22 protein-coding genes and 1 pseudogene are annotated in these 23,649 nt (G+C 67.8%); 4 read left to right on the forward strand and 19 right to left on the reverse strand.

All coding sequences use genetic code 11. The features are described 5' to 3' along the window. Window positions 1–360: 360 nt before the first annotated feature. Window positions 361–675: a hypothetical protein gene (locus OVA21_RS00280; protein WP_268091520.1), complete on the reverse strand. Its 315-nt coding sequence runs from the start codon at window positions 673–675 to the stop codon at window positions 361–363. Between the two features lie 200 nt (window positions 676–875). Here OVA21_RS00280 and OVA21_RS00285 point away from each other — a divergent pair, with 200 nt between their 5' ends. From OVA21_RS00285 to OVA21_RS00295, 3 genes are read left to right on the forward strand one after another with little or no spacing between them, the layout of a single operon-like run. Further along, window positions 876–1,385 carry a TetR/AcrR family transcriptional regulator gene (locus OVA21_RS00285; protein ID WP_119192509.1) on the forward strand — a complete coding sequence of 170 codons (510 nt, stop codon included), beginning with the start codon at window positions 876–878 and terminating at the stop codon, window positions 1,383–1,385. After that, on the forward strand, window positions 1,382–1,741 hold the full coding sequence (locus OVA21_RS00290) for a DMT family transporter (RefSeq protein ID WP_119192508.1): 360 nt from the start codon (window positions 1,382–1,384) through the stop codon (window positions 1,739–1,741). Before OVA21_RS00285 ends, OVA21_RS00290 begins: the two co-directional genes overlap by 4 nt. Then, entirely contained in the window at window positions 1,738–2,067 is a 330-nt protein-coding gene (locus OVA21_RS00295; protein ID WP_259822152.1) for a DMT family transporter, read from the forward strand. Before OVA21_RS00290 ends, OVA21_RS00295 begins: the two co-directional genes overlap by 4 nt. Before the next feature lie 171 nt (window positions 2,068–2,238). Here OVA21_RS00295 and OVA21_RS00300 read toward each other — a convergent pair whose 3' ends face one another. From OVA21_RS00300 to OVA21_RS00325, 6 genes are all read right to left on the reverse strand, one after another. Further along, a complete protein-coding gene (locus OVA21_RS00300; RefSeq protein WP_119192507.1) occupies window positions 2,239–2,838 on the reverse strand; it encodes a hypothetical protein in 600 nt (199 codons plus the stop codon). Window positions 2,839–2,903: 65 nt separating this feature from the next. Next, window positions 2,904–4,307, reverse strand: a complete 1,404-nt coding sequence (locus OVA21_RS00305; protein WP_119192506.1) for a hypothetical protein — start codon at window positions 4,305–4,307, stop codon at window positions 2,904–2,906. Window positions 4,308–5,179: 872 nt separating this feature from the next. Continuing rightward, on the reverse strand, window positions 5,180–5,506 hold the full coding sequence (locus tag OVA21_RS00310; RefSeq protein WP_119192505.1) for a helix-turn-helix domain-containing protein: 327 nt from the start codon (window positions 5,504–5,506) through the stop codon (window positions 5,180–5,182). Next, the gene (locus OVA21_RS00315; protein WP_119192537.1) at window positions 5,503–6,618 is read right to left on the reverse strand and encodes a tyrosine-type recombinase/integrase; all 1,116 of its coding nucleotides are present in this window, start codon (window positions 6,616–6,618) and stop codon (window positions 5,503–5,505) included. The genes OVA21_RS00310 and OVA21_RS00315 overlap by 4 nt, the downstream gene beginning before the upstream one ends. Before the next feature lie 104 nt (window positions 6,619–6,722). Further along, entirely contained in the window at window positions 6,723–6,968 is a 246-nt protein-coding gene (locus OVA21_RS00320) for a hypothetical protein (protein ID WP_268091521.1), read from the reverse strand. Then, window positions 6,965–7,351, reverse strand: coding sequence for a hypothetical protein (locus tag OVA21_RS00325; protein WP_268091522.1), 387 nt, complete (start codon window positions 7,349–7,351; stop codon window positions 6,965–6,967). The genes OVA21_RS00320 and OVA21_RS00325 overlap by 4 nt, the downstream gene beginning before the upstream one ends. 225 nt (window positions 7,352–7,576) lie before the next feature. On the opposite strand from OVA21_RS00325, the gene mobF reads away from it, so the two are divergent. Next, on the forward strand, window positions 7,577–11,605 hold the full coding sequence (mobF, locus tag OVA21_RS00330; RefSeq protein WP_268091558.1) for a MobF family relaxase: 4,029 nt from the start codon (window positions 7,577–7,579) through the stop codon (window positions 11,603–11,605). Window positions 11,606–11,677: 72 nt separating this feature from the next. On the opposite strand, the gene OVA21_RS00335 is transcribed toward mobF, so the two are convergent. From OVA21_RS00335 to OVA21_RS00390, 12 genes and pseudogenes are all read right to left on the reverse strand, one after another. Then, complete coding sequence (locus OVA21_RS00335; RefSeq protein ID WP_268091523.1) at window positions 11,678–12,331, reverse strand: hypothetical protein; 654 nt, start codon at window positions 12,329–12,331, stop codon at window positions 11,678–11,680. Beyond that, window positions 12,328–12,813, reverse strand: a complete 486-nt coding sequence (locus OVA21_RS00340; protein ID WP_268091524.1) for a DUF4913 domain-containing protein — start codon at window positions 12,811–12,813, stop codon at window positions 12,328–12,330. Before OVA21_RS00340 ends, OVA21_RS00335 begins: the two co-directional genes overlap by 4 nt. Window positions 12,814–12,817: 4 nt before the next feature. Next, window positions 12,818–13,438 carry a type IV secretory system conjugative DNA transfer family protein gene (locus OVA21_RS00345; protein WP_268091525.1) on the reverse strand — a complete coding sequence of 207 codons (621 nt, stop codon included), beginning with the start codon at window positions 13,436–13,438 and terminating at the stop codon, window positions 12,818–12,820. A gap of 235 nt (window positions 13,439–13,673) precedes the next feature. Further along, window positions 13,674–14,615, reverse strand: a pseudogene (locus OVA21_RS19210) (type IV secretory system conjugative DNA transfer family protein); the annotation flags it as partial. Between the two features lie 9 nt (window positions 14,616–14,624). Continuing rightward, window positions 14,625–15,179 (reverse strand): hypothetical protein, encoded by a 555-nt coding sequence (locus OVA21_RS00355; protein ID WP_268091526.1) that lies wholly within the window; start codon window positions 15,177–15,179, stop codon window positions 14,625–14,627. A 13-nt stretch (window positions 15,180–15,192) separates the two neighbouring features. Continuing rightward, complete coding sequence (locus OVA21_RS00360) at window positions 15,193–16,794, reverse strand: peptidoglycan DD-metalloendopeptidase family protein (RefSeq protein WP_268091527.1); 1,602 nt, start codon at window positions 16,792–16,794, stop codon at window positions 15,193–15,195. Beyond that, a complete protein-coding gene (locus OVA21_RS00365) occupies window positions 16,791–17,051 on the reverse strand; it encodes a hypothetical protein (RefSeq protein ID WP_268091528.1) in 261 nt (86 codons plus the stop codon). Before OVA21_RS00365 ends, OVA21_RS00360 begins: the two co-directional genes overlap by 4 nt. Further along, complete coding sequence (locus tag OVA21_RS00370) at window positions 17,044–18,834, reverse strand: ATP-binding protein (protein ID WP_259894688.1); 1,791 nt, start codon at window positions 18,832–18,834, stop codon at window positions 17,044–17,046. Before OVA21_RS00370 ends, OVA21_RS00365 begins: the two co-directional genes overlap by 8 nt. Beyond that, the gene (locus tag OVA21_RS00375) at window positions 18,831–19,727 is read right to left on the reverse strand and encodes a hypothetical protein (RefSeq protein ID WP_268091529.1); all 897 of its coding nucleotides are present in this window, start codon (window positions 19,725–19,727) and stop codon (window positions 18,831–18,833) included. Before OVA21_RS00375 ends, OVA21_RS00370 begins: the two co-directional genes overlap by 4 nt. A gap of 4 nt (window positions 19,728–19,731) precedes the next feature. Continuing rightward, window positions 19,732–21,204, reverse strand: coding sequence for an SCO6880 family protein (locus OVA21_RS00380; protein ID WP_119192495.1), 1,473 nt, complete (start codon window positions 21,202–21,204; stop codon window positions 19,732–19,734). A gap of 9 nt (window positions 21,205–21,213) precedes the next feature. Continuing rightward, window positions 21,214–22,815 carry a hypothetical protein gene (locus tag OVA21_RS00385; protein WP_268091530.1) on the reverse strand — a complete coding sequence of 534 codons (1,602 nt, stop codon included), beginning with the start codon at window positions 22,813–22,815 and terminating at the stop codon, window positions 21,214–21,216. Further along, the gene (locus tag OVA21_RS00390; RefSeq protein ID WP_264888398.1) at window positions 22,797–23,645 is read right to left on the reverse strand and encodes a hypothetical protein; all 849 of its coding nucleotides are present in this window, start codon (window positions 23,643–23,645) and stop codon (window positions 22,797–22,799) included. Before OVA21_RS00390 ends, OVA21_RS00385 begins: the two co-directional genes overlap by 19 nt. Window positions 23,646–23,649: the final 4 nt, after the last annotated feature.

The following is a 23,649-nucleotide window of genomic DNA, read 5'->3' on the forward strand; positions in this document are numbered from 1 at the left end:
GGCCGCAGCAACGACTCAGGTGCAAGGTCGTAACCGGATAGCGTTAGGGCTCTTGATTACGCGGGTGCTGTTCCCGGACCTCGGCCGGGTCGGCGGCGGTTGCGCCGCGGTCGGCCTTGTGGGTTCCACGCCGTGGCTCAGAGGCAGCTGGTTGCATGCGCTCAGGACGTCGTACTTGACGCGGATCTGTTCGAGCACATGCCATTGGGGTGGACGGTTTCGCCGCGCTGGACGCGTGCACGTTGTCCCCGCGCCGCGGCAGGTGTGGCAGCCGGGCCAACGCTGACACATCCCTCGGCCCGCGGAAGATCGACGGGCCCCGCCGGTTGGCGGGGCCCGTCTGCGTTCGCGGGGGAGTAGTTAGAACAGTGTCGGAAGGTCGCGGTCTTCGACTTTTCCGACGGCCTCGGCGTAGGCGATGGGGTCCCATCCGTTGCAGATTGCGGCGCGGACGGCGAGTGATCGCTGGGCGCGGGTGCGTCCGTCTCCGGTGGTGCGATTGGCGCCGGCGCGACCGCAGGCCACGGCGTAGCGCAGGTTCGCCGTCTGGGTTGACGGGATGAGATGCCCGTCGTCGACCCGGACGCACAGTGGTTCGTTGCACCGGTGCTCGCCGACGGTGTAGGAATCGTCGTCGCCGTAGGCCAGGAGGAGTGCGAAGCGGTGAGCGCTCATCGTGCGGGAGACGCCGTCGCGTCGCCAGGTGATGACTGGCAGCCGGTAGGTATTCGGCGACTGCGCAACTCTGGCGATGGCAGCTGGAGTGAGAGCGCTCTGTAGGAGCTTGGTGTGTCCCCTCGGGGCCTTGTTCTGGCCAACATCTATCACGGCGAACGGGCACAGTTGCCTACCATACGTATGGTAAGTTCACTTTCGTGACAACCAAATCTGAGATTCTCGACGCCGCGCTTGATGTTCTGCGCCGCGGCGACACGCTCACCATTGATGCCGTCGCGCGTGAGGCGAGGCTGACGAAGCCTGGAGGCGTGCACCATTTCGCAACGAAGGAGGTGCTCACGCTTGCGGTCCTCGATCACCTCCTCGACCACTGGGAACGAGAGCTGCGTGAGAGGGCTGGGGAGGATGCCGAGCCTGGTGAGCGGCTTCGCGCGTATGTTGAGCACACTCTCTTGGGCGAGATGGACGCTGCGGACCTGGCGCTGCTGGCCGATGCGAAGCTGCGCGGCAAGCTCTCTGCGCGGTGGACCGAGCGCATGAGCGTCTGGTTCGGCGATTCTCGTGATCCGCGGTTAGTTGTCGCGCGTCTGGTCGCCGATGGGGCTTGGATCGACCGCTGTCTTGGGTTGTTCGCGCTCGAGGAGTCCGAGCGTGCCGCCACGGCGGCCTTGGTCGTCTCGCTGATCGACCAGGGGGCGGAATCGTGACGAAGTGGTTTTTCCTCGGCGCCGCGATCGTGCTTGAGGTGGCCGGGTCGCTCTCGCTGAAGGCTGCGTTGGTTGCTCCCGCCTTCTACCTGCTTGTGGTTGTTGGTTACGTCGGTGCGTTTCTTGCTCTGTTCATGTCTCTGCGCGGCGGGATGGGGCTAGGAGTGGGCTACGGCATCTGGGGCGCGAGCGGTGTAGCACTCACGGCCGTCATGTCGCTCGTCGTGTTCGGCGAGCCGATCACCCCGCTCATGGTGCTGGGCATTGTGTTCATCATGGGTGGCGTACTGCTCGTTGAACTCGGATCCCAGGCGGCTCAGAAGAAGTCGGATGAGGTCATGGAGGTCGCACGATGACCGCTCTCGCTCTCATCGGCCTCGTCTGCGCGATCATTGGCGAAGTCATCGGCACCGTCTCTCTGCGCATGGCGAGCGCCGGCAAGAAGGTCTGGTGGATTGGTGTCGGCGCGGGCTACGTCTTCGCATTCGTCATGCTCTCCGTTGCACTGGCCCAGGGGCTCCCACTTGGAGTGGCTTACGGAATCTGGGCTGCCGCCGGAGTCGCCATCACCGCTATACTCAGCCGGATCTTCTTCAAGGAGCCCCTGACTAGGGTGATGGGCCTTGGCATCGTCCTCATCGTCGTTGGTGTCCTGCTCATCGAGCTGGGAGCAGCGCACTGATGTCCCCGATGCGGGACAAGACACTGTGGCTGGAGCGAATCGTCGGCACCTGACCGCGACGTGCGACGCCGATCAGTATCGCGCACCAACTGTCGATCGAATTTTAGTGCGGCACTGGTTCTCTCGGTTCAGCTCTCTGCCGGGGCCGCACGTTTCTCTAGGGTCGCCTGCTCACCACAGTGCCCACGGCTGTCCGGCGACGATCGCTTCGTCGAGGCGAGTCTCGATCTCACCTGGCGATGCATTGTCGCTGAGCGCGTCACGGATGGCGTCGGCGATGGCGCGGGAGAGGCCGGCGGTTCCGCGGATGTCGGCCAGGGGGCTGTTTGGGCCGTGTCGTCGTGCGAGGTATTCGGTGCGGTTGTCGGTGGCGGTGCCCAGGCGTAGGTGGTGGGGGTTGGTGCAGCCGGCGTAGTCGCAGCGGTGGCACAGGATGGGGTCGGTCAGTGCGCTCCAGCCGAGGCGGTCGATGATGCCGTGTTCGAGTTGGTAGGCGTAGAGGTGTGCGGGGACGGTGCCGCGGCGGGAGAGTCCGGGCAGGCTGGCGGCGCGGAAGGAGCCGTGTCCGGTGGAGGAGATGGCGCCGATCCAGGGCCAGCACTGATCGGTGCCGCGGCGGTAGCGCTTGATCTCGAACCTCTGCCGGGTGGTGGGGTCGGTGAGCCAGATTCGCCACAGCTTGGCTGGGGTGCGCACCGGTCGCGGGTCGCCGAGCAGGGAGAGCTGCTGGGTGTCGGTTCCTTCGGGTCGTGGGAACAGGGCGGCGGTCATGGTGGCCTCGAGGGGTGTCGGGGAGCTGTTACCGGGTGGGGTGAGGATAGGTGTCGCCTCCGACATCAGTTGCAGTTGTCGAGCCGCGCGGCGAGGTAGACGCTCTGGTCGCGGGCCGCTAGAGCTGTCCAGCGCAGGGCGGCGGTGATAGACAGGCCGAGCGGGTCGGCCAGGACAGAGGCGGGCAGGTCCGCGGCCAGGGCCAGCAGCGCGCCGCCGCGGGCGGCGCGGGCGTCGAGGCCCAGGTCATGGTTGAGAAGCCGGGCCAGGCGGCTGGGGTCGAGATGGGCTGCGTTGCGGCCGGGGAAGAGCCAGATCGGGGTGCCCGGTGGGCGGGGATCGTCGATGGGTGCCGGTTGTGCTGCGAGGTCGGTGATGAGGGTGGCCAGGATGGGTGGCAGCAGGACCGGGTGGTCGCGAAGTGTCAGGTAGGTGTCGTCGCCTGCGGTGGTGATGTCCTCGGCGCGTAGTGCGGCGATGCGGGTGAGGTTCTGCCCGAACAGCAGGACCGATGCGCCGGCGACACGCATGCGCAGGTCGAGGGTGGGGTCGGTGAGGCACCGGCGCAAGAGTTGCCACCGGGTGTCTTCGTCGAGGACGTGCCCGGGAAGTCCCTCGGTGCCTAGCCACGGCACGTGGAGGTCTGTGGTGAGCCCGCGCCCAGCGGTCCAGGTCAGGAAGTCGCGGACCCGGCGCCGGGTGGTGGCGCCTTCATCGAGCCAGGAGTCGACGTCGTACTGGGTTGCTTGGGCGAGGTCGGTGCCGCGGTCTTGGAGCCAGTGCAGGAAGTCGGCGGCGCATCGGATGCGGGTTCGCGCGTATTTGCCTGTGGAGGGGCTGTTACCGCGGGCGCGGCGCAGTCGGTGGGTGACGTGCCAGGTGGCGTAGGGCTGGAGTACGACGGCGATCGGTGGGGGTTGGTCGGCCAGCAGTGCGTCGATCCATAGGTTGAGTGCGTCGACGATGTCCTCTCGTGGGGGCAGAACCTCCAGGGCTATTAGTAGCCGCCGAAGATGGTGGGTGCGGGTGTTCTGAGGCTTGCGGTCCAGGCTCGCGTGGGTCAGGGGTTCATCCTCGGCGATGAGGGTGGTGAGCAGGATGAACCAACTGTGCTGGCTCTCGAGCAGGAACGCGGTGCGCCGCTGTGGGTAGACCTTGAGCAGCAGGTCCCGAATGGAGTCGGTTTGGGCGAGTAGGTGTGGATGGGTGCAATGCAGGGCTTGGTCGACTTGGGCGGTGTTGCGGCAGCCGAGGCAGTCGGTGGCGGTGACCAGGAGGTCGATGGTTCCGCAGGAGCGGCAGTGCCAGTTCCTGTGCTCGTCAGAGCACGGGCCGCAGATCGGGTGGCCGTGTGCGTCGAGTCCGGCCTGGGGGCGCTGGTGACCACAGGAGCTGCAGGTGATGGGGTTCTCGCGCAGCTGGTGGCAGCAGGGATCGCATACTGGCCCGAGCGGCAGGGTGATGCGCACTGATCGGGTGAGACCGCATACCGTGCAGCACTCTTTGGTGGCGGGCCTCGCCTGCCGATGGGGTCGTTGTTTGGATCGGCATGACGAGCAGATCGGTCGCCCGTTGGGCACTCCCCTGTCGCAGGGTTTCGTTTGGCCGCAGACGGTGCATTCGGCGATCGGTGGGGTGTAGCAGCGGTAGCAGATCCACTTGCCTGGGAGGTCGGGGTCGCGGCGGGCGTGAGGCGTAGATCGCGTGCAGTGGTGGCAGGTGTGTGAGCGGCTGCGCTGGTAACAGCGGGGGCAGAGCGGTCCGGTGTCGGTGATGGCGTGGGCCGGTTGATCGGGGCGTCCGCAGTCGCTGCAGGTGTACAGCTTTTTGGGCCCGCAGGCCTGGCAGAGGGGTTTCCCGTCGATGCGGTAGGCCACCGGGCGGGGCCGTTGGCAGCGTGAGCATCGTGGTCGACGATCAGGATCCGCGCGAATACAGCGTGCGCAGAGCACGCCGTCCTCTTCGCGGGCGGCGGGAACCGCGAGGGTTCCGCATCGCCGACAGGTGGTGCGGCGGGAGGCGTTGTAGCAGGAGGCGCACCATGGACCTCCGCTCGGTGCGCGATAGCGCAGGCGACGTTCTTTGCCGCAGCCGGAGCACTGTGGCGGGGTGATCACTTCGGCCGGAAGCGCCGCGACCTGGTCGAGTAGCCGGTGCAGTCCTGGCGGTGCGTCATCTGGGCGGGTGCGCACTGTTGCGAGATTCCGGCGTACGTAATAGAGCACGTGCTGCAGCTCGTCCGGTAACAGTTCCGCGGCGGTGATTGCAGTGCGATGTGCCGCCTTGCTGTGGTCGGAGTAGAGGAGGGCGAGCACCGCCGCCAGGCCGGTCGTGGGGTCAGTCATGTGCCTGTGGGTCGGCGGATCGTGGTGCGTCGTACTGGTGGGGCATGGCCGGCTTCGGCGGTGCCGGTGGGTTTGGTGACCGAGACGTTGGCGGTGGTGATTTCGATGAGGTCGGAGGGGTCGACGTCGAGGATGTCGCACAGTGCGGCGAACACGTCCAAGCTGAGGCGTTGCGGGGTGGTGGTGACCAGGCGGTAAACCTGTTCGCGGGACAGGTGGACGCCGCGTTCGGCCAGGAGCGGTACGAGGTCGCTGGTGGCGAAGTGTCCGCGTTCGGCCATCAGGGTGCGCAGGTGCCAGGTGTAGCTCATCTTCTTGTTCACGGGCTCTCCCATAGGTCGGGGTGGCGGCTCAAGGATCGGCGCAGCAAGCGGTTGCGGTACTCGTCGGACACGCCGGTGTAGATGGCGGTGGTCGCGGCATAGGAGTGCCCGACCTGAGTGGAGACGAACCGTTCGGGGTAGTCGAACTCCACCAAGTGGGTGACATACGAGTGGCGCAGGCAGTGCAGGTCCAGCACCGGGTCCAGACCGGCCGCGTCGCGGGCGGTGGTGAACGCGTCGTTGATGCGGCGCATCGAGATGCGGTCCGAGCGTTCGGTGACCCACAACGCCGGATGAGCACGGCATCCCAGCAGTGGCCGGATTTCGTTTCGCCAATGCTCAAGAACCGGCACGATCCAGTCCATCTCCGGGATGGTCAGCACGGTGCGGCGTTTAGCCGCCCCTCCCCTGCTGGCTTTGCCGAACCTGACGAACAGAGCGCCACAGTTGCGGTAGCTCGGGGTGGTGGGGTTGTACCGCAGGTCGGTTATATCCAGGCCCCACGCTTCCTGGCGACGGAGTCCGAATGCGTAGATCGTCTTCAGAAGCGCGGCGTCGCGTTGCGCGGTCAGCGCGCCCTTGCGTCCGGTTCCCGGGATCGCTTCGGCGCGTCCGTCGGCGGCATCGAACAGTGCCTGCACTTCGTCGTAGGTCAGTGGTCGGCGGCCGGGGGCGCCTTCGTAGTCGGTGGTGTGGACGATGGTGTTCCACTCGTGCAGGATCTGCTGCGGCACCGCGTCGAAGAGTTGCTGGCACGTCGAGGCCCAGCCGTAGCGAGGATCGGTGATGTAGGTCAGAAACATTCGGATGGTGATCTCGTACATCCGCGCGGTAGACATCGCGATCGGATGCTCTGCTTGCCGGCGGTCGGAGATGAATGCTTCGACGTCTGCGCATGTCCACGACCACGGGTAGTCGTTGCTGAAAATGGCGAAGCGTCGAATCAAACCAAGGCGCACGTCGATCGTCTTGGCTTTGAGGAAGCGGGCACGTTGTTGCATCGCCCAGCCGTCGAGCATCGCCTCGAACACGGCGGGTTTGGCGTCGAGGAACGTCACGCCGTCCGGTAGGGCCTGGCGTGCGGAACCGGGGAGTTCACCCCTCACAACCATGTTGCACACGATGCAACATCGAGTCGTTTAATGCAATGGCTAATGTGGAGGTCTAGCGACGCGAGTGCGATTGGGAAGCGCGTTCCAGTGGGCGTCCAGCGGGTTCACAATGAGGTCGAATAGTCGACCAGATGCAACTTCGCTCGGTTGCGGCCGTACCCGTCGCCGCCGCTGATCGCACCGACCCACAGCCAGCACCCGGGCGAGCGGATCACCCGCGACCAGAACCGGTCGATTGTGTGGGCACTCGGCGCGATCGCATTGCTGTACGCGCGGCGCTCGGTGACGACACCTTCGTGCCGGGGCTCAAGCTCGAGCCCCGGCAGCGGGATGTCGTCGAAGAGGGTCACGCCACGTGAGCCTCATCGGAGCGGTGACCGTCGTGCTCGGAGTCCGACGCTGACACCTCCCCGCCCAGCGGCTCGTCGTGCCCGGTGTCGCTGTCGTCGTCGTCCTGGTCGTCGTCGGTGAGCGCATCCAGGGCGGCCTTGATGTCGCGGGTGGTGATGCCGAGGAGTTCGGCGATCTCCGCGCGGGGCTCGCCTTCGGCGATGAGGGCTTGGATCGCCTGACCGGCGTCGCGGCGGGCGCTCTCGATGGCGTCGGCGGCGGCGAAGTAGCGCGTGGCCGCGGCTTCCATGCGTTCGTCGCGTTCGCGCCGGGCCTTCTGCTTCTCGGCGAGTGCCTGTCGGGCGCGATTGCGGGCACTTGTGCGGTCGGACGTCCTGGCCATCTGCGTTGGTCCCCTCACTCTTTCGATCGGTGTCTTCGACTCTATCGCCCGTGAGTTGGCCTGACTAGCGCTGCGCTGCTTGCGTGCACTAGTCCTCACCCGCTTGGAGGTTTGGCCCACGCTCGCTGTGCTCGCTTAGTGCCAAACCAGAACCTACACACCTCTTGCTGAAATTCAGACACGCCCGTGACCGGGCGCGATGCGGCGTCTAAGGTGGGCGTCGTGATGACGCTCCACGTGCTGCACGCCGGGGACGGCTACAGCTACCTGACTCGTCAGGTAGCTGTAGCCGACCGGCTGCGCGAACGCGGCCAGGAGCTCACCGACTACTACACCGCCAACGGCACCCCGCCGGGCCGCTGGCACGGCGCGGGCCTGGAGGCGTTGTCAGAGATCAGCCCGGTGTCCGGCACGGTCTCCGAGGCGCAGATGAAGGCCCTGTTTGGCGAGGGCCGGCACCCGAATACCGACGCCATGCTCGAGGCCGGTGCCGATCTGAAAGACACGGCGCTGGGCCGGAAGTTCCCCGAGTTCCGCAATGAGATCCCCCTCGTGGAGGACTACAACGCCACACTCCGGGAGATGGCAGGCGAGGGCCACACGATCGACAAGGACGTCACGGCGGACCTGTGGCGCACGCTGGCCGATAAGCACTACCGCGACAAGTTCGGTCACCAGCCGGCCACCGAGCGCGAGCTGCTGTCGTGGGCCGCTGCGCAGCGCAGCAACGTCCGTCAGCCGGTCGCCGGTATGGACTTGGTGTTCACTCCGCAGAAGTCGGTCAGCGCACTATGGGCGCTCGCCGACACCGATACTCGGCAGGCGATCGAGCGGATTCACCGCGAGTGCGTGAACGACTCCCTGGCGTGGATTGAACGCGAGGCAGCGTTCACTCGTCGGGGCGATCGCAGTGAGCAGCAGATCGACACCCACGGGCTCATCGTGGCGCAGTTCGACCACTACGACACCCGTGCCGGCGACCCGAATCTGCACACGCATTGCGCGGTGTCGAACAAGGTGCTGGGCGCCGACGGACGGTGGTCAGCGCTCGATGGAGCCTCGCTGCATAAGCACGCGGTGGCGGCCTCGTCGCGGTACAACGCCGCCATCGTGGACCGTCTTCGCCGCGAGCTGGGCGTGCAGTTCGAGGCCCGTTACCCGAGCCGCAACAAGCAGCCGGTGTGGGAGATCGCGGGCGTCGACCAGGCGCTGTGCCGGGCGTTCTCCTCGAGGCGTCAGATGATCGAGGCCCGCCGGGACGAGCTGCTCGCCGAGTACCGCGACAAGCACGGCCGCGCCCCGACACAGGCAGTTCAGTTCGCACTGTTGCAGCAAGCCACCCTCGACACCCGCGAGGGCAAGCAGGAAGCCCGATCGCTGGCCGAGCTTCAGTCGACGTGGCGCCGGCTGGCGGCCCGTCACCTCGGGTCCGAGCAGGCCGTCGATCAGATGATTGCCGCCGCGCTGAACCCCGGCGCACAGGCGGAGAACACCGGCGCCGAAGTCCGTGAGCTCGAGGCCGTCGACGCCGAGGCCGCCCGCGCTATCGAGGCCGTCTCCGATACCCGCGTCACGTGGACCCATGCCCATGTCCGGGCCGCGGTCGAGGCCCAACTGACCGACGTCGAGTTCGACTCCCCCGCCGCCCGGGCGGCCACCGTCGATGAGGTAGTGACTCACGCGATGCGCCGGGACTCGCTCGCCCTGGCCACCCCCGAGATCATCGAGACGCCGACAGAACTGCGCCGGGAATCGGACGGTCTCAGTGTGCTGGACCGTCACGGCGAACTGCTCCACACCTCGGAGGCGATGCTCGCCGCGGAGCGCGATGTCGTCGATGCCGCGCGCACCCCGGTGCCGCTGTTCACCACCGGTGAGCATCTGAACGAGACGATCACCGCGCTCGAGTCGGACAGTGGTCGGACCCTGAACCCCGGGCAGCGGGCCCTGGCCGAGCACTTCTGTCTGTCGGGCCAACTCGTCGCCGCCGGAGTAGGCCCGGCCGGCACCGGCAAGACCACTTCGATGCAGGCCGTGGCGAAGGCGTGGCAAGCCACGGGCCGTCAGGTCATCGCCCTGGCACCGTCGGCGGTGGCTGCCGAAACTCTCGGCGAGGAGATCGGTGTTAAGGCGTACACCGTGGCCTCGCTGACCTATCGGTGGCGCGGAAAGCTGTCCTATATGGGCATCGGGGCCCGCACTGCTGAGGACCTTCCGGTCACCATCAGACCGGGTGCGATGTTGCTGCTCGATGAGGCGGCGATGGCCTCCACCAAGGACGTTGCAGCGCTGGTGGAGATCGCCCGCGACCGGGGTGCCGTGGTGCGGATGATTGGGGATCCCGCGCAGCTCGACGCCGTCGAATCCGGCGGGCTCATGCGGCTGGTCGCCTCCGAGACCAACGCCCCCGAGCTGACCGATGTGGTGCGCTTCGGCGACGACACCGCCCAAGCCGCTGCCTCGATCGCCATCCGCTCAGGCGAGGCGTCCGCACTGGACTTTCACGCGAGCAAGGGCTGGATCCACGGCGGCGGGCGAGACGAGATGATCCCGGCCGTGGTGGACGATCACTTCGCCGATGTCGAGGCCGGCCGCGATGGCATCGTGCTGGCCTCCACCACCGAAATAGTGCGGGAGCTCAACACCCAGATCCAGAATCGTCACCGTGACAGTGGGGCCGCTAAGACCCGGCGCATCGTCGATCTGGCCGACGAACTCGCCGCCGGCCGCGGCGACATCGTTGTGACTCGGTCCAACAATGGCTCGCTGCGCACCAAGGGCGGCACCCGCCCCGGTTCGCGGGTGCAAAACGGTGATCGGTGGCGGGTGGAGAAGGTCGGCAAAGACGGTTCGCTGACCGTGCGTCACCTGCGCCACCGCGGCCGGGTCACGCTCGACGCGCAGTACGTCGCCGAGTGCACCGAGCTGGGTTACGCGAGCACGATTCACCGCGCCCAGGGCATCACCGTCGACGTGGCCCGCACGGTCGTCGACGAGGCGACGAACCGTCGCGGCCTGTACGTCGCCCTGACCCGCGGCCGTCACGAGAACCACGCCTACGCGGTGACCGAGGCGCCGCTGGATCTGGACACCGAGGCCCCGCACCTGGACCCCGAGGTCGACGACCGACTCACTACTTCCCGCGGGGTGCTCGAGGCGGCGCTGGACCGCGACGAGGGCCACACCACCGCCACCGAGCAACTGCGCGAGGCCCTGGCCGCCGCCGACGACCCCGACCGGATGGCCGACCGCTACAACGCCGCCCGCAGCCACCTCATCGGCGACTACTCGCAGCACCTACTCGACGGTCTGCCCGCCGCGCTGACCACGCAGTTGCGCGATGACCCTCAACTCGTCGCCCTGTGGCGCACCACCTGCCAGCGCCACCTCGACGCCGGCCACGATCTCACCGAAGCCATCACCGCCGTTCGTGACCGTCTGCTCGACACGATCGACGCCGAACCAGACCTGCCCGACTACCTACCCGAGAACACCCGCCGAGCCATTGAGCGCGATCCGCAGGCTATGGCGCTGATCCACCAGGCGATGAACGACTACATCGCCGACGGGATCGACCGCACCGACGCACTCGAAGCCGCCGTGGACGACCTCATGGACGGCAGCCTCCACCGCGCCGCCGCCCCCGAAGCCCATTCGCCGACTGAGCCGAGTCCGGAAGACGACCCCCAGCCCGCCCCGGCCGCCGAGAAGCCGAAGGACGCCGCCCTGCCCGCTAACGGCCGCGACCTCATCGCCGCCATCGACGACTACTTCGCCGACCCGGCCGACAAGGAGAACGCCGAGGCCACGGCCAACGCGCAGCCCGCGGCCGACAAGGAGAACGCCGAGGCCACGGCCAACGCGCAGCCCGCGGCCGAGCAAGGCGCCGAGCCTGAACAGGCGGAGGAATCGCCTGCTCCACTCGGCCCGCTCCCGCCGCGCCACCCCGGCATGAACACCGAGCTTGCCGACTATGCCGCCGCCGTCCTGGTCGAGCACGATCGACTCCTCCACGGGTCCGCGGAGGAGCCCGCCGACCCGGACGCGGCGGACCCGTTCACCGCCTCCCCCGCGCACGACGCGGAACAGGCTCGCCGGGGTCTATTCGCTGGCGACCCGTTTGCGGCCCGTGGCTTTGATGTCGCGGACCCGTTCAGTTCGCGTCCGGGCGATGTTGAGGCGGACCGGGACGAGCCCGCTCGGCACGAAACCCCTGCGCCCGGCCATGAGCCGGCGCAGGGGCCCGAGCTGTGATGTCGCCCTACAGGATGGGCGAGAGATCGCATTGCACCTCGCGATCCGCGGGGATCTCCTCGCCCGACCGCGCTATAGCTCGACGTCCGACTCCACCTCGGGGGAAGTCGAGGCGAGTTCGGGGGCGATGCTGGTCTCCGCGGCGGCGGTCGCCGTTGCGTTGGCGAGACTGGCGGCCAGGTCGGCCCCGGTAGTCATGTCCAGCTCGCCACCGATGGCCGGATCGGTCTCGAGTCCTTCCCATACCTGCGACAGCGCGGTGGTCACCCGCTCCATGACTTCGTCGCCGTCGATCAGCTCAGTCACCGTTGCGGCGGTGACCAGCGTCGAGGTCGCCCACAGCACTGTCATCTCCTGCCGGGGATCAGCTTGTGTGGCCTGCTCCGCGGAAGCGCGCTCTGCCTCGAGGCGGCGTTGCTCCTGGAGCAGGGCGTGGCCGTCGTAGTCGGCAGGCTCCCACCGGGGCCAGATGTCGGCAGCGGCGGTGTCGAAGCCCCGGCGGGCGAACTCGTCAGCGACGATTTGGCGCCGTTCGTCTCGCCACTGGTCGGAGGCGTCGGGGCGATCGGCCCAGGCCGTCTCCCGCAGTAGTCGGGCGATAGGTACGGTGCGCAGCTCGGCAGCGGTCAGGTAGTGGGTGCGCTCCCGAAATCTGCCGTTGCGGCCGGCGACGCGGCTGGCCCGGGCGAGCATCGACATGTGCTGCTGGCGGTTGTAGCTGTTCATCGGGGGTTCTCCATCGGATCGGAGCGCAGTAGCTCGGAGGGCTCATGGTGTGTTCGGCAGGACAGCATCGGTGATTCGGGGCCGAGTAGGACCTTCATGTGGTGATCGCCGACCGTGCGCAGGAAAATCTCGTCGGCTCGCATGGGATCGGTCACCGCCAGGTACTCGTAGCTTCGCCACATCGCCCGGACACGGAACAGCACGCCCTCGTGCGCCCACCACCGGCCGCACCAGGCGTTGGCCTGCGAGCGGTCTTGGACCTGGTAGGCCAGGCGCAGGTAGTCGTCGAAGAAGTCGTAGACCGTCGGATGCCGCGGATTCGATGGAACTCCCAGGTCTTCGACGGCGTACCGTTTGGCGGCCCGCTGCGCCGCTCGGCGCAGGGCGGGCCCCAACCCCGGATGCTCGGCGTAGTCGGCGACGGAGGCGGCGGCCAGGCTCTTCATCTGGGACTGCAACGGTTCGGGCGTTGCGGTCCGCACGAGATCAGTCCACAGGGACACTGGTCTCTCCCTTCTCCAGGCGGTCGAGCAGATCGCGGGTGGTGGGTGAAAAGTCCTGCTTGGCGGCGGGGATCATTCGCGCCAGCATCGGCCGACGGCCCTTGGCGATGACAATCATTTGCCACTTCTGCAAGTTCTGGATCTCGTCGACGGACAGGATCGGTTTGTCCGAGCCCACCTGCTGCGAACTCGAACCGCTCCCGTTGGCGGAGTACGACAACGACCGCTCGACTTCGCGGTAGTTGCCGACCTGGGTGGAGACCATCTGCGCGAACTCCGGTTCGGTCTGTCCTGGCCCGATGACCTTGATCGCCACGAGGGCGTACAGCTTGCGCATCCCAACCGGCCCCCACATCTCCTCGCCCTGGGCGTAGGTCTGGAGAAAGATGTCGAACAGAATGCCGCGGGAGCCGTAGGTGGACAGCGCATCCGGCAGGTTTGGCCACCGCACGACGTTGGCGATCTCATCGAGCACCATCAGCACCGGGATCGGGAGCCGGTCTCTCTCGAACTGGGAGGCCCGCTTCTTCAGCGCCTCGCTGATCAGGATGGCCAGCACCGTCGAGATGGGGCGAGCGACCGGATTGTCCTCCTCGGTGAGCATGTACAGCGTCGCGCGATCGTCGTGGGCCAGGTCGGTGACGTCGAGGCGGCGCCGGTGGCCGTGGGGGCGTGAGCCACTCACGTACCTCGGCCAGCCCCAGGCACGCGATGCAGTTCTTCGCGGCCGAGAACACGCCGTCACGTGTGCGCGGGGTCAGGGAGTACTTGGCGTTCAGATCTTCGTGTTGCGCCTCGTAGTTGCTTTCTCGCAGCAGGGTCAGGGGTTCGCCGGCCCCCGGAGCCGATACCCACTTGTACACGTCGGTGATCGGCTTGTTGCCCAGAGCGGCGGCCAGGAACAGTGCGGTCAGTAGGTCGCGGGCCTGCTGGTAGAAGAATGCGTTTTCGCCGGCATCGCCGGAGACCGCGGAGCGGGAAGTGGTGGCGCCCTCGAAGATCTCGGCCAGGCGTAGCGCCGAACCGTCCCAGTATCGAGCGGCCCGGACGAAGTCGAGCGGGTCGAAGTAGAACCCGCCGTCGGAGCCGGCGCCGGGGGCCAGCCCCTGAGGGTCGAATACCCACACCTCGCCGATGTGCTCGCGCAGGCGAATCGTCTCGTCGATGAGGTCACGCTTGCAGCTCGTGGCCACCACCAGCCCCGGCGCGTTCCAGATCTCCGGAATGGCCTTGCTGGTGGTCTTGCCCTCCCGCGGCGCCCACAGGTTCAGCACGTTGTCTTCGGTGCCCGACATCAGCACTTGCCCGGTGGCCCACTCCCGGCCCAGATAGGCGCCGTACCAGCCGCAATCGGGCAGGTTGTTGCTGATGTGCTCGTGTTTGCGTGCTCGCGGCGAGAGCGTCGCGATGTCGCTGGTTGAGGCCATCTGTCGGGTCGCGTGGGCGATCCGTGACTTGGTGCCGCCGGTACGACGCAACTCCCATCGCCTGCGGGCGACGATGATCGTCACGGCGACTGCCACCACGACCACCCATTCGCCCACGAGGATTGCGGTGGCCGCGCCCGTCCACTCCACCGAGTCCCGGGCGAGGACTTCGATTGCACCGACCGTCGGGAACGGGCTCGGTGGCTCGGCTAGGCCGAGTTTGACCGCTGCCCGGTGAGCCGCCCACACCGAGAGGTTGATGGCGACGAAGCCGGCCAGGACGATCAACAGCACGACGTGCTCAGGACGGAACAGTCCGATACGGGTGTTCCTCGGGTTGTCTCTGCCTGCCATGATGTGTCCCTACCTCGCCTGCTCGAACCGGTACTGGGCCGCTTTCCAGGTGGGGCCGTCGCGGACCATGTCCACCTGCACCGTCATCTCCGGAAGCGGGGTCGTGCTGCCGTCGCGGTGCTGGACCACTTGGCGCAGGATCAGCGTCACCGGTCCCTTGTCGTCGTTCGGGCCCATCGGGCTGCCGACGATCTCGACGGCGCCGACTACGACGTCGGCCGAGGCGGCCCACGCTTCCCACTGCCGCGGCAGGGGCTCGTCGGCGGGTCGTTGGGCTGCGGCCTGCGCCAACGGTCCTGTCAGGACATCCGACGCTGCGTGCAGCGCGTCCCAGGGGCCGGACTGTTCGGCAGGTCGCCAGGTGAAGATCTGCCGGATTGCGGCGGTCGCGGCGCCGTCCGCCGACTCGGTCGGTTCGGGGTGGGGGTGATGGGCGTCTGTGCCCGGTTCGTCGGCGCCGCCGCGCAACATGACCACCAGCAGTGCCGCCAGCGCGCACGCCACCACTACGCCTGCGGCGATCACGACGCCGACGATCAGCGATCGTCGTCGCTCTACCCTCATGGCCACTGCTCCTTCACTCTGCTCCGGCGAACTTCGCCGCTTCCTCGGGCACTATCACCACGTACCTCTGTGTTTCGGCGTACGGCGGTACGCCGCCGTATTGCTGCACAGCGCCGGGGCCCGCGTTGTAGCCGGCGAGCATCAACTCCTGCGGGTCACCCTTGAGTGCTCCCGAGGCGATGCCTTCGCGCTGGCCTTCGGCGATCTCGCACAAGTAGCGGGCGGCGGCCATCGTGGCGTCCGCCGGGTCAGACGGGGAGCCCGAACCGGGTGGACCGGCCACTTGCCCGTTCTCGTCGACCTTCGCGCCCTTGGCCGCCCACGTGCCGGGCATGAACTGCCCGTAGCCCTGAGCGCCGGCGGTCGAGACCGCCGTGGCCTGGAAGCCGGCTGATTCGTGGTACAGCAGGCCGGCCAGCAGCGGAGAGTCGACTTCACGGCACACCTGCCCCCCGAGGCTGATCCATTTTCGCAGCTCGTCGGGGATCTGACCGGCGTTGAGTGAGCGCCCGTGGTCGCCGACGCCGGACGGATCGCAGGCACCGGTCGACGGCCCCACGCCGGGACCGGTGCCCTCCGGAGCGGGCCCGTACCGCTGGCCCGGTCCGGCTGCTCCTCCACCGGTCACGGTCACGTGCACGTGGTCGAAGTGGTTCTGGGTAGGGTCGCCCCGATCCTCCATCTGGCTCGGCTGCCCCTCGGAGGGGATGTGCTGCTGCCGCCAGATCAGGTACTCGATGTTGAGCGCGTCCCGGTTGCGGAAGAGGTAGTCGGTGATCTCGTCACCGAGCCGTTTGCCCTCCCCTGTGTCGTAGCCAGGAATCATGATGTCCACCGCGCGGCCCGACGGGTGGTCCGGGAATGCGTCGACCGGGCGCCACCCCCCGATCGCTTCCACTTCCGGGAACTTCTGGGCCACTGCGCGAGCCACCCGCACGGCGTCGACCTGGAGTTTGTCCTCGCTGGCGATGACCGGGGAGGGCGGAAGCTCACTGCCGGCAGCGCGACGGTCCCGGTGCTCGTCTCTGCTCGGAGCCGGAGAGGGCGCGGACTCGCCCGGGTTGGTGGCCTTGTCGATCCACGGACCGGGATCGACGTCGCGGCCTCCGTAGCGGCCCCCCACCCAGATCTCGAAGTGCAGGTGAGCGCCGGTGGACTGGCCCTCGTTACCCACTCCGGCGATATGCTGGCCGGCCTTGACCTGGTCGCCGGCGCGCACCTTGATGTCACCGGCCTGCATGTGTCCGTACACCGTGGAGAACATGCCGTCTGGTCCCTCGTGGTCGATGACCACCCAGTTGCCGAACCCGGACGCGGGCCCGGACTCGGTCACCACGCCGTCTGCGAAGGCGTAGATGGGCGTGTGCAGATCGGCAGCCATGTCCGTGCCCCGGTGGTCGGGGCGATCGGGCGAGCGGTAGCCCGATGAGATCTGGTGCGTGCCGTCCTTCATCGGTTTGGAGTAGTGGCCGTCGGGCACGCCACCGGCGACGCTGCTTCCCCCGCCGACCGGGCGGCAGGCATCGTCCTCGATGAACGAGGACACGATGATGGTCAGCCCGAAGGCGATCGCGAGCAGGATGACCGTCACCGTCGCCAGGCCCTTGATCTTCACGACTCCTCGAGCTCCCGCAGCCGGGCCGTCAGATGGGCGTTCGCCGCCCGAAGACGGCGGATCTCACCCCAGGTGGGGCGGGGCATGCGCTGCTGATCCTCGGCCCAGCTGAGCACCGTCGAGGTCGCCACACCGAAATCGCGGCCAGCGGTCGCGGCCGCGGCCGTCAGGGTCGACGAGGCGTCGAAGTACCCGACGAAGCGGTCCACGACCTCACGCTTGAACTCGGGGCTGTAACCGCCCACCGGGCTAGGCATGAACCATGCCCCCCACCTGCGCCGACGTGCGTTTCCACTCGTCCTCGAACGCGGCGTTGGTGTCGTGCAGTCGCCACTGCTTCTCCAGCGGAGAGATGTCGGTGCGGAACGGGATGCCCGGTGAGGTGCTCTTACTGGCCTTAATCATGAAGCAGCCACGCCCCGGAGGTACCGGAGCCTCTGCCGCCCGGCCCCGGGCAGGGGCCGCGCCCTTGGACCACGAGGTGATCTCGGCGATTTCCCGCTCTGTGAAGGGCAGCTTGCCGCCCAGCAGCCGCAGCTCGTCGGCTGGCAGTCCGCCGCAGATCACCGCACCGGCCCGGTCGATGAACCCCATCGCGCGATTGCGGTCCGCCTCCGTCGGCAGGGTCTCCAGATCCTTCGAGCCGTGCGTGACCAGGTACACCGCCATGCCCAGGGTTCTCAGCAGCCGCATCAGACCGTCTACGTGCTTGGTCAGTCCCGGCGCAGCGGCCAGCGTGCCCCACAGCTCATCGAGGGTGTAGGCGAACAGCTTGCGCTTGCGCAGGCCGGCATCGGCGAGGATTTTCGACGCCGTCACCGCGCCTGCCGCCGAGGACCAACACGCCATGATGACCGCGGCCTTCACTGTCTCGTCGTTGTCGTCGAGCGCGGAGACGTCGATCACCACCGCCGGGGAGTCGACGTCGATCTTGGTCGTGGTCTGCCCTGAGAAGATCTCCCCCGTCACGCCGTGCTGCATCGCGTACAGGCTCCGCAGGAGGGGCCGGACGGTGGCCTGGTACTCCTCGGGCGTCGACGCCACGGTCACTTCGTGGAGTTGCTCGGACCCGGTCTGGAGCGTCTCGATCAGATCCGTCAGTTCCGGCGGATGCACCCAGCGGCTCTGCCCGCTCGGGCCAGGAGAGGCGTAAAGGTCGTCGAGCGCCACGGCCACAGCTGCGGACTCGTAGTCGGCCATCCGGTCCTGCCGCGCGATCGAGACCAGCGTCTCGATCATGCGTCGCTGGCCCGCGGCGACTTCCTTCTTCGCCCGATGGAGCAACTGCTCCAGCGTGCGCAGTCTCTCGTGGTCAGCCGGGGTCTGCTCGGCGTGGGCGTCAATGGCCTCTTGTAGTACCGGCACCACCGACCCCAGAGCGCCGGCATCGAGAGGGTTGATGAGATCCAGCCCGTGCCCGATCCGGATGACCTGGCCGTCGATGGCCCGTGCCAGCGGCACGTACTCACCCTTGAGGTCGTTCGGCACGATCGGCACGTGCCCCTGGGCCGCGTGCCCGAGCAGAATCTGTCGTACTAGCGAGGACTTCCCCAGGCCGGGTACGGACATCAGGAACGCCGATGGGGTCGACAGCAGATTCTGCTCAAGCCAGCTCAGGCAGTCGAAGCCGAGGTCCTTCCCGTCGAGCAGGTTGCGCCCGATCGGCGGGCCGATCATGGGAGAGGGTGACCCTACCGAGTTGGGGTTCCAGCCAGCGGCATAGTTGGTGGCCATCATGAACTCGTTCGGCGGCGTCACAGATCGCACCAGGCCCGAGCCGAGGCCGGCGGCGAAGGGGGCGCGGAATCCCCGGGCTCCGGCCCGAGGCCACGCGTCCTCGCCGACCACCGGGGCCACGCCCTGTCGGGCCAGTGCCTCGTGCTTGATCCGCCTGACTTCGTCCGGGTTGGCCTTTTGCCACCGTGCCAACGCCCGCCCCCGGCGGGTCCACGGCCACGGGTACTTCTCTTGGCCGTCGAGGATTGCCTGAAAAAGGTGTGCGTAGTCCGTGGTGGGGTCTTCTGGTCCGAGCATGCTCATCGCGGCAACTCCGTATCAATCGTCGCGTGCTGGAACCCCGCCACACCCAGGCCCAGGTTGGCGGCCAGCATCACTCCCTGGCGGCCGGACTCGTGGCGCACTCGAAGACGAGTGCGCGGCCGTAGTGCCTGGAGGAACAGGTGGGCGATCTCGTGCCCGCCGGCCACTGTCACCGTCGACCACACCCGCCCCCCATCAGCGGCTTCGATGGCACTGACCGAGTCCGGGTCGACAAACGGGCGCATCCACCGCGTTCTCCAGATGTGGCCTCCGGCGTCCCACTCGGCCAGCACCTCGGACAGGTCTGCGTTGGCTTCGACGCCGCTGGCCGGGTCCGAGCACGACACCGTGAAGCTGATGCACTCCACGCTCCCCACCTGGACACTGCGCGCGGACTCGTGCCAGGTCAGCTCCGTCAGGTCGGGGATCGTTCGCACGGCCGCGGCCAGCAGGTGCCCGCACCGTCCAGCCACGTCACTTTCTCGAGCGGGCCGCGCCGGCAGGCCGGCTAGTGCGGCAGCGTCATATAGGGCCGGTGCGTCGACCGCGACGATGGAGGCCAGTTCCGTGAGGTCTTTGCGTTCGGCCTTGGTCTGCGCCGAGAACAGTCCACCCAGCAGCGGCGGAGCCGACGTCGTGCTGTCGCACGCGAAGCTGACTCGCAGTCGGTCGAGTCCTGCCACCTGGCGAGTCCACGCGCTGATCCGGTCCGGCTCCACCACCCCAGACCCATCGACCAGGTTCGCTACCGTGAGCTGGTGACGCTTGGAGTCGGTGATGTGTGCCTGTGGGAATCCGCGGGCGTCGACGGTCTCGCTGACACTGAGGTCGCGCAGAGGAAGGCTGGTCCCCCGGATCCACCTGATGACGGTCTTGAGATTCAGGCTCAGCATCGAACTAGTCCTTTTTTCCGAACGGAAGTGCCCCGGCGCCGAGGCAGAAGGAGAACGCAGAGTCCTGCATCCCCCGCATCTCGCGCACCCGAATGTTGAGCTGGTTGGCCAGCGCCTCGATGTCGCTGTCGATCGCCCGGTCGTCTTCGCCCGGAAGCCACGTCGCCGCGACGTACATCGACCGCCGCCCGTACCCCGCGCCCTTGGCCAGCGCTTTGCGTGAGGCTGACGTGCCCTCGAGTCGCAGTTCGGCGTCCACCGACTTGATCGTCTTCCCGTCGTTGACGCCGACCATCGCGTCTCGGTGCTCGGCCTCGACCAAGGAGTGCGCCGTGCCCGGAGGAAACGGGCGGTAGACCAGGCAAACGGTCTTGCGAACGATCCGCGAATGCTGCGCCAGCAAGGGGCGCAGATGCTTGTTCTCGAACGTGGCCGGGGGCGCGGCCACCATCTCCCACGTCCGAGACCACGTGCCGTCGTGGAAATAACCGCGATTAGTCGCTTTAGCCACCGCCGGCCCTGCATCCGACCACGGCAACTGATGAGGGGTGCCCTTGATGTGGAGCTCCTCGAAATCCCCCTCCGCGGCAGGGTTGAACGCCTTGTGTGTCGAGGCCACCATTTCGTCTGCGGTCATCGGCCGCGCCTCGATCCCGGCCCACGGCAACGCACCGCTGTAGAACGCGACAATTTCGTACCGGAGCTGCTCGAGGAAACGGCGATCGCGCACGTGCGACAGTTCGGCTTTGAGCGTGAAGGCCAGCTCGAACTCGTAGTCTTGGCCGCCGGATTGCAGCCTCCTGGCGCGGGCGAATTGGATCTTCCGGGCGACCTCAGGTGCTTCCGGAGAGTCGAGCGTGTCGACTTCCCGCAGCGCCAGCATCCCCGTCGACGGCCTCGTGGTGTGCCGGGCCACCACGGCCAGCAGGTTCCGGTTGTGAGCCCACTGGGCCTCACAGGTGCCCCACTGTGCGGTCGTGGCCTCGTCCTCCTGCGCGCTTCGCAGAACGTCGCCCGACAGCTGCCCGGTCAGCTTCACCGTGACCTGCTTGGCTGAGGGATTGACGATCACCCCGTATCGGTAACCGTTCGCATCGACGTCCTCGAGCAGCTCGGTGCCCGCCAACAGTCCCGGGGCCCGACGTTGCCCGCCGGGTACCCGCGACTCCGGCCCCGACAGATACAGATCCTCCCCGGTGACATAACGCCAGAGCCTCGCCGTTGCCAACCGCCCCGATGTGACGAAGGACCGGCCATCGCGGTGAAAATGCACCAGAGCACCTACCAGCACGGCCAGCAGCGCGCACATCAGCGCGAAGCGCACCTGCTGCGCCAGCATCGACACCACGAACGCGAGAAGGCCGACCAGGCCCACGACCGCCGTGCGCGCCGGGATGCGGCCGATGAAGTTGCGCTCCCGCTTCCGGCCCAGGGTGTATGTCGTCGTCTCGTGTTGCGGCGCAACCGTGTCAGTCATCGCACTCCCCTACCGGTACGGCCCCGGGTTCACCGGAGCTCCTACTGAGTCGTCGAGGATGCCGCCGCCCGCACGAAGCGCCGTGCCGGCCATGCCGCCGGCGTTGCGGGCGATCCGTGCGCCGGTCTGCCCCATCCCGGCTATCTGGTGGCCACCGCCAGCGGAGGGGCCTCCGCTCGCAGCGCCGCCGCCAGCGGCCGTGCCAGCGGCAGCGCCGGACGCGCCACGGGCCGATCCACCGCCCGTTGACGGGCCATTGCCGCCCGAGTCAGATCCACCAGACGGACCTCGGCCGCCCGCGCCCCCACCGCCGCCCCCACCGCCGCCTCCCCCGTCGCTGAGTCCGAGGCCGGAGCCGCCGCCGCCCAGGGCTGCGCCGCCCGCAGCCACCGCTCCGGCACCGCCGGTGCTTGCCGCGGCGATCGTCGTGCCCACGACCGCCCCGGTCGCCCCAAGCACTGCACCCCCCAGCGCACCCGCCGACCCGCCGGCCTGGCCCTTCATCTGAGGCAGAACGATCGCCAGCAGAGCGGGTGCGCAGAGCCCGGCGGCCCCGAAGATGACCAGGGAGACCAGCTTGTTCTCCTCGGACCCGTCGAGGTTCAACGCCGCCCATACCGCCGACATGTAGACGAACGCCGCCGCCACCTTCAGCAGCCCGAACGCGACGAGGACGCCCATCGCGTTCTCCACGGTGAATCGCCCCGCTCGACCGATCGCCCACGCCGCGAAGATCGGCATCAGACCGATCAGGACCGGCAGCAAGATGATCCGCATGACCATTGCCAGGCACATCGCCAGCGAGCCGATCAGGGAAATGAGCACGAACACCAGGACCAGGATCGGGTTCATTTCCTCCCCGATCGTCACCGCTTCGGTGATCTTGGTGAAGTCTTCCGCCGGCGCGATATAGGTGTTGACCAGGACGTCAGCGAAGGCGTCGAGCGCCATAATCGCCGGGATCGCCAACGATGGAACCAACGCGCCGTAGAGCAAGTACCGCCCGTATGCCGAGGCCGCATCCTCCATCGCCTCGCCGGAGCCTTGCCGCCGGGTCGAGGCGACTTTCAGCAGCCCGATCGTCAAGCTCAACGCCAGCCCGGCAACGGCGGCCTGCCACACGATGTTGTTGATTCCGCCCGACGACAGCTCCAGGGCCTCCGGACTGAGCTTGAACTTCGTCCACAGCGTCATCGTGTAGCCGATGACGGCGGGGTTTCCGTCCTTGATCTCGCGGACGATCCCGGCCAGTTTGCCGTCCCACACCTCGTCGGCGACGGCTTGGATCGCATCGCCGGGATGCTGCACCGCGCCCGCCGTGATGCATGCCCCGGACACGGCGGCGCGAGGAAGCGCCGTCACCGCCTCTCTCAGGCCGCCGGCGTGGGCGGAATCGCGCAGCCAGTCGCCGACGGCGGTTCCTCCGATCATGCCGCCGTCGAAGAACTCGCCGTCGAGCTCGCCCGAGCGGCAGTCATTGTTGAAGTCTTGGAACTGGTTCTGCGCGTTGTCCTGTGCGTTGGCGGGAGCGGACACGGCCAAGGCCGCGAAGAGCGCCACGACCAGCGTGATGAGGACTTTTGCTGCCGGTTTCAGGTCCACGGTGACCACGTCCCGTCGATCTCGACGACGGGAGGCATGGCGCGGGACGACAGGATCTCCCACTGCTCTCCGGTCCACTCCATCGACACCCGCACCACCTGGTGATCGTGGGGCCCTACGTCGATCGACTCGATCTCCCCGACCGCCTCGGCGATCGAGGGCATGGCCGCTTCGACCGTGCACACCTGCTCGTCGCAGTGCTGGAATCGGAACCAGCGAGGTGCCTGATAGCCCTGCGCCGCAGTCAGAGCCCGCCCATCGGCCGATGCTCCGCGCGAGCGGATCTCGTCTAGAACCGCCGGGTCTTCGGCGACCGCGTCAGGCATGAACTGCTGGAGGAAATCGGCGTACGCCGCTCCCATCTCCATTCCGAGGCCCGCGAAGTTCGCGGCCACGAGCGCTGCGCCACCGGGCGAGTGGGCGTACCCCGTCATCACTTCCCCGTCGAGGTCGGTCGGCCCGTCCGAGCGCGACACCATGACCGTTGCGCCACTGCTTACCCGCTGGAGCTCGAGCCCGGCGGGAGGCCCGACCATCTCCTGCCCTTCGGGGAAAGCACCGGGCTGGCCGGTCTGCTCCCGCGGCGTGCCGCCCGGGGCGTCGACGAGCGTCACCCGGCGCCCGATCAGGTCAACGTCAATGCTCTCCGCATCCTCGTCGGTAGTGGCGGTGGCGGGCGGTTCCGCCGGCCCCGACGACGGCGGTGGAGCGGACTCTCCTGCACTGTCATCGTCACCGTCGACGACCGCCATGATGAGGGCGGCAATGAGGGCCACGGCGACAACAACAGCGGCGACGATCACCGTTGCTGTGAGCTTGCTCCGTCGCTGTGAGTCCATGCTG

It is taken from the genome of Dietzia sp. SL131 (assembly GCF_026672565.1).
Taxonomy (GTDB): domain Bacteria; phylum Actinomycetota; class Actinomycetes; order Mycobacteriales; family Mycobacteriaceae; genus Dietzia; species Dietzia kunjamensis.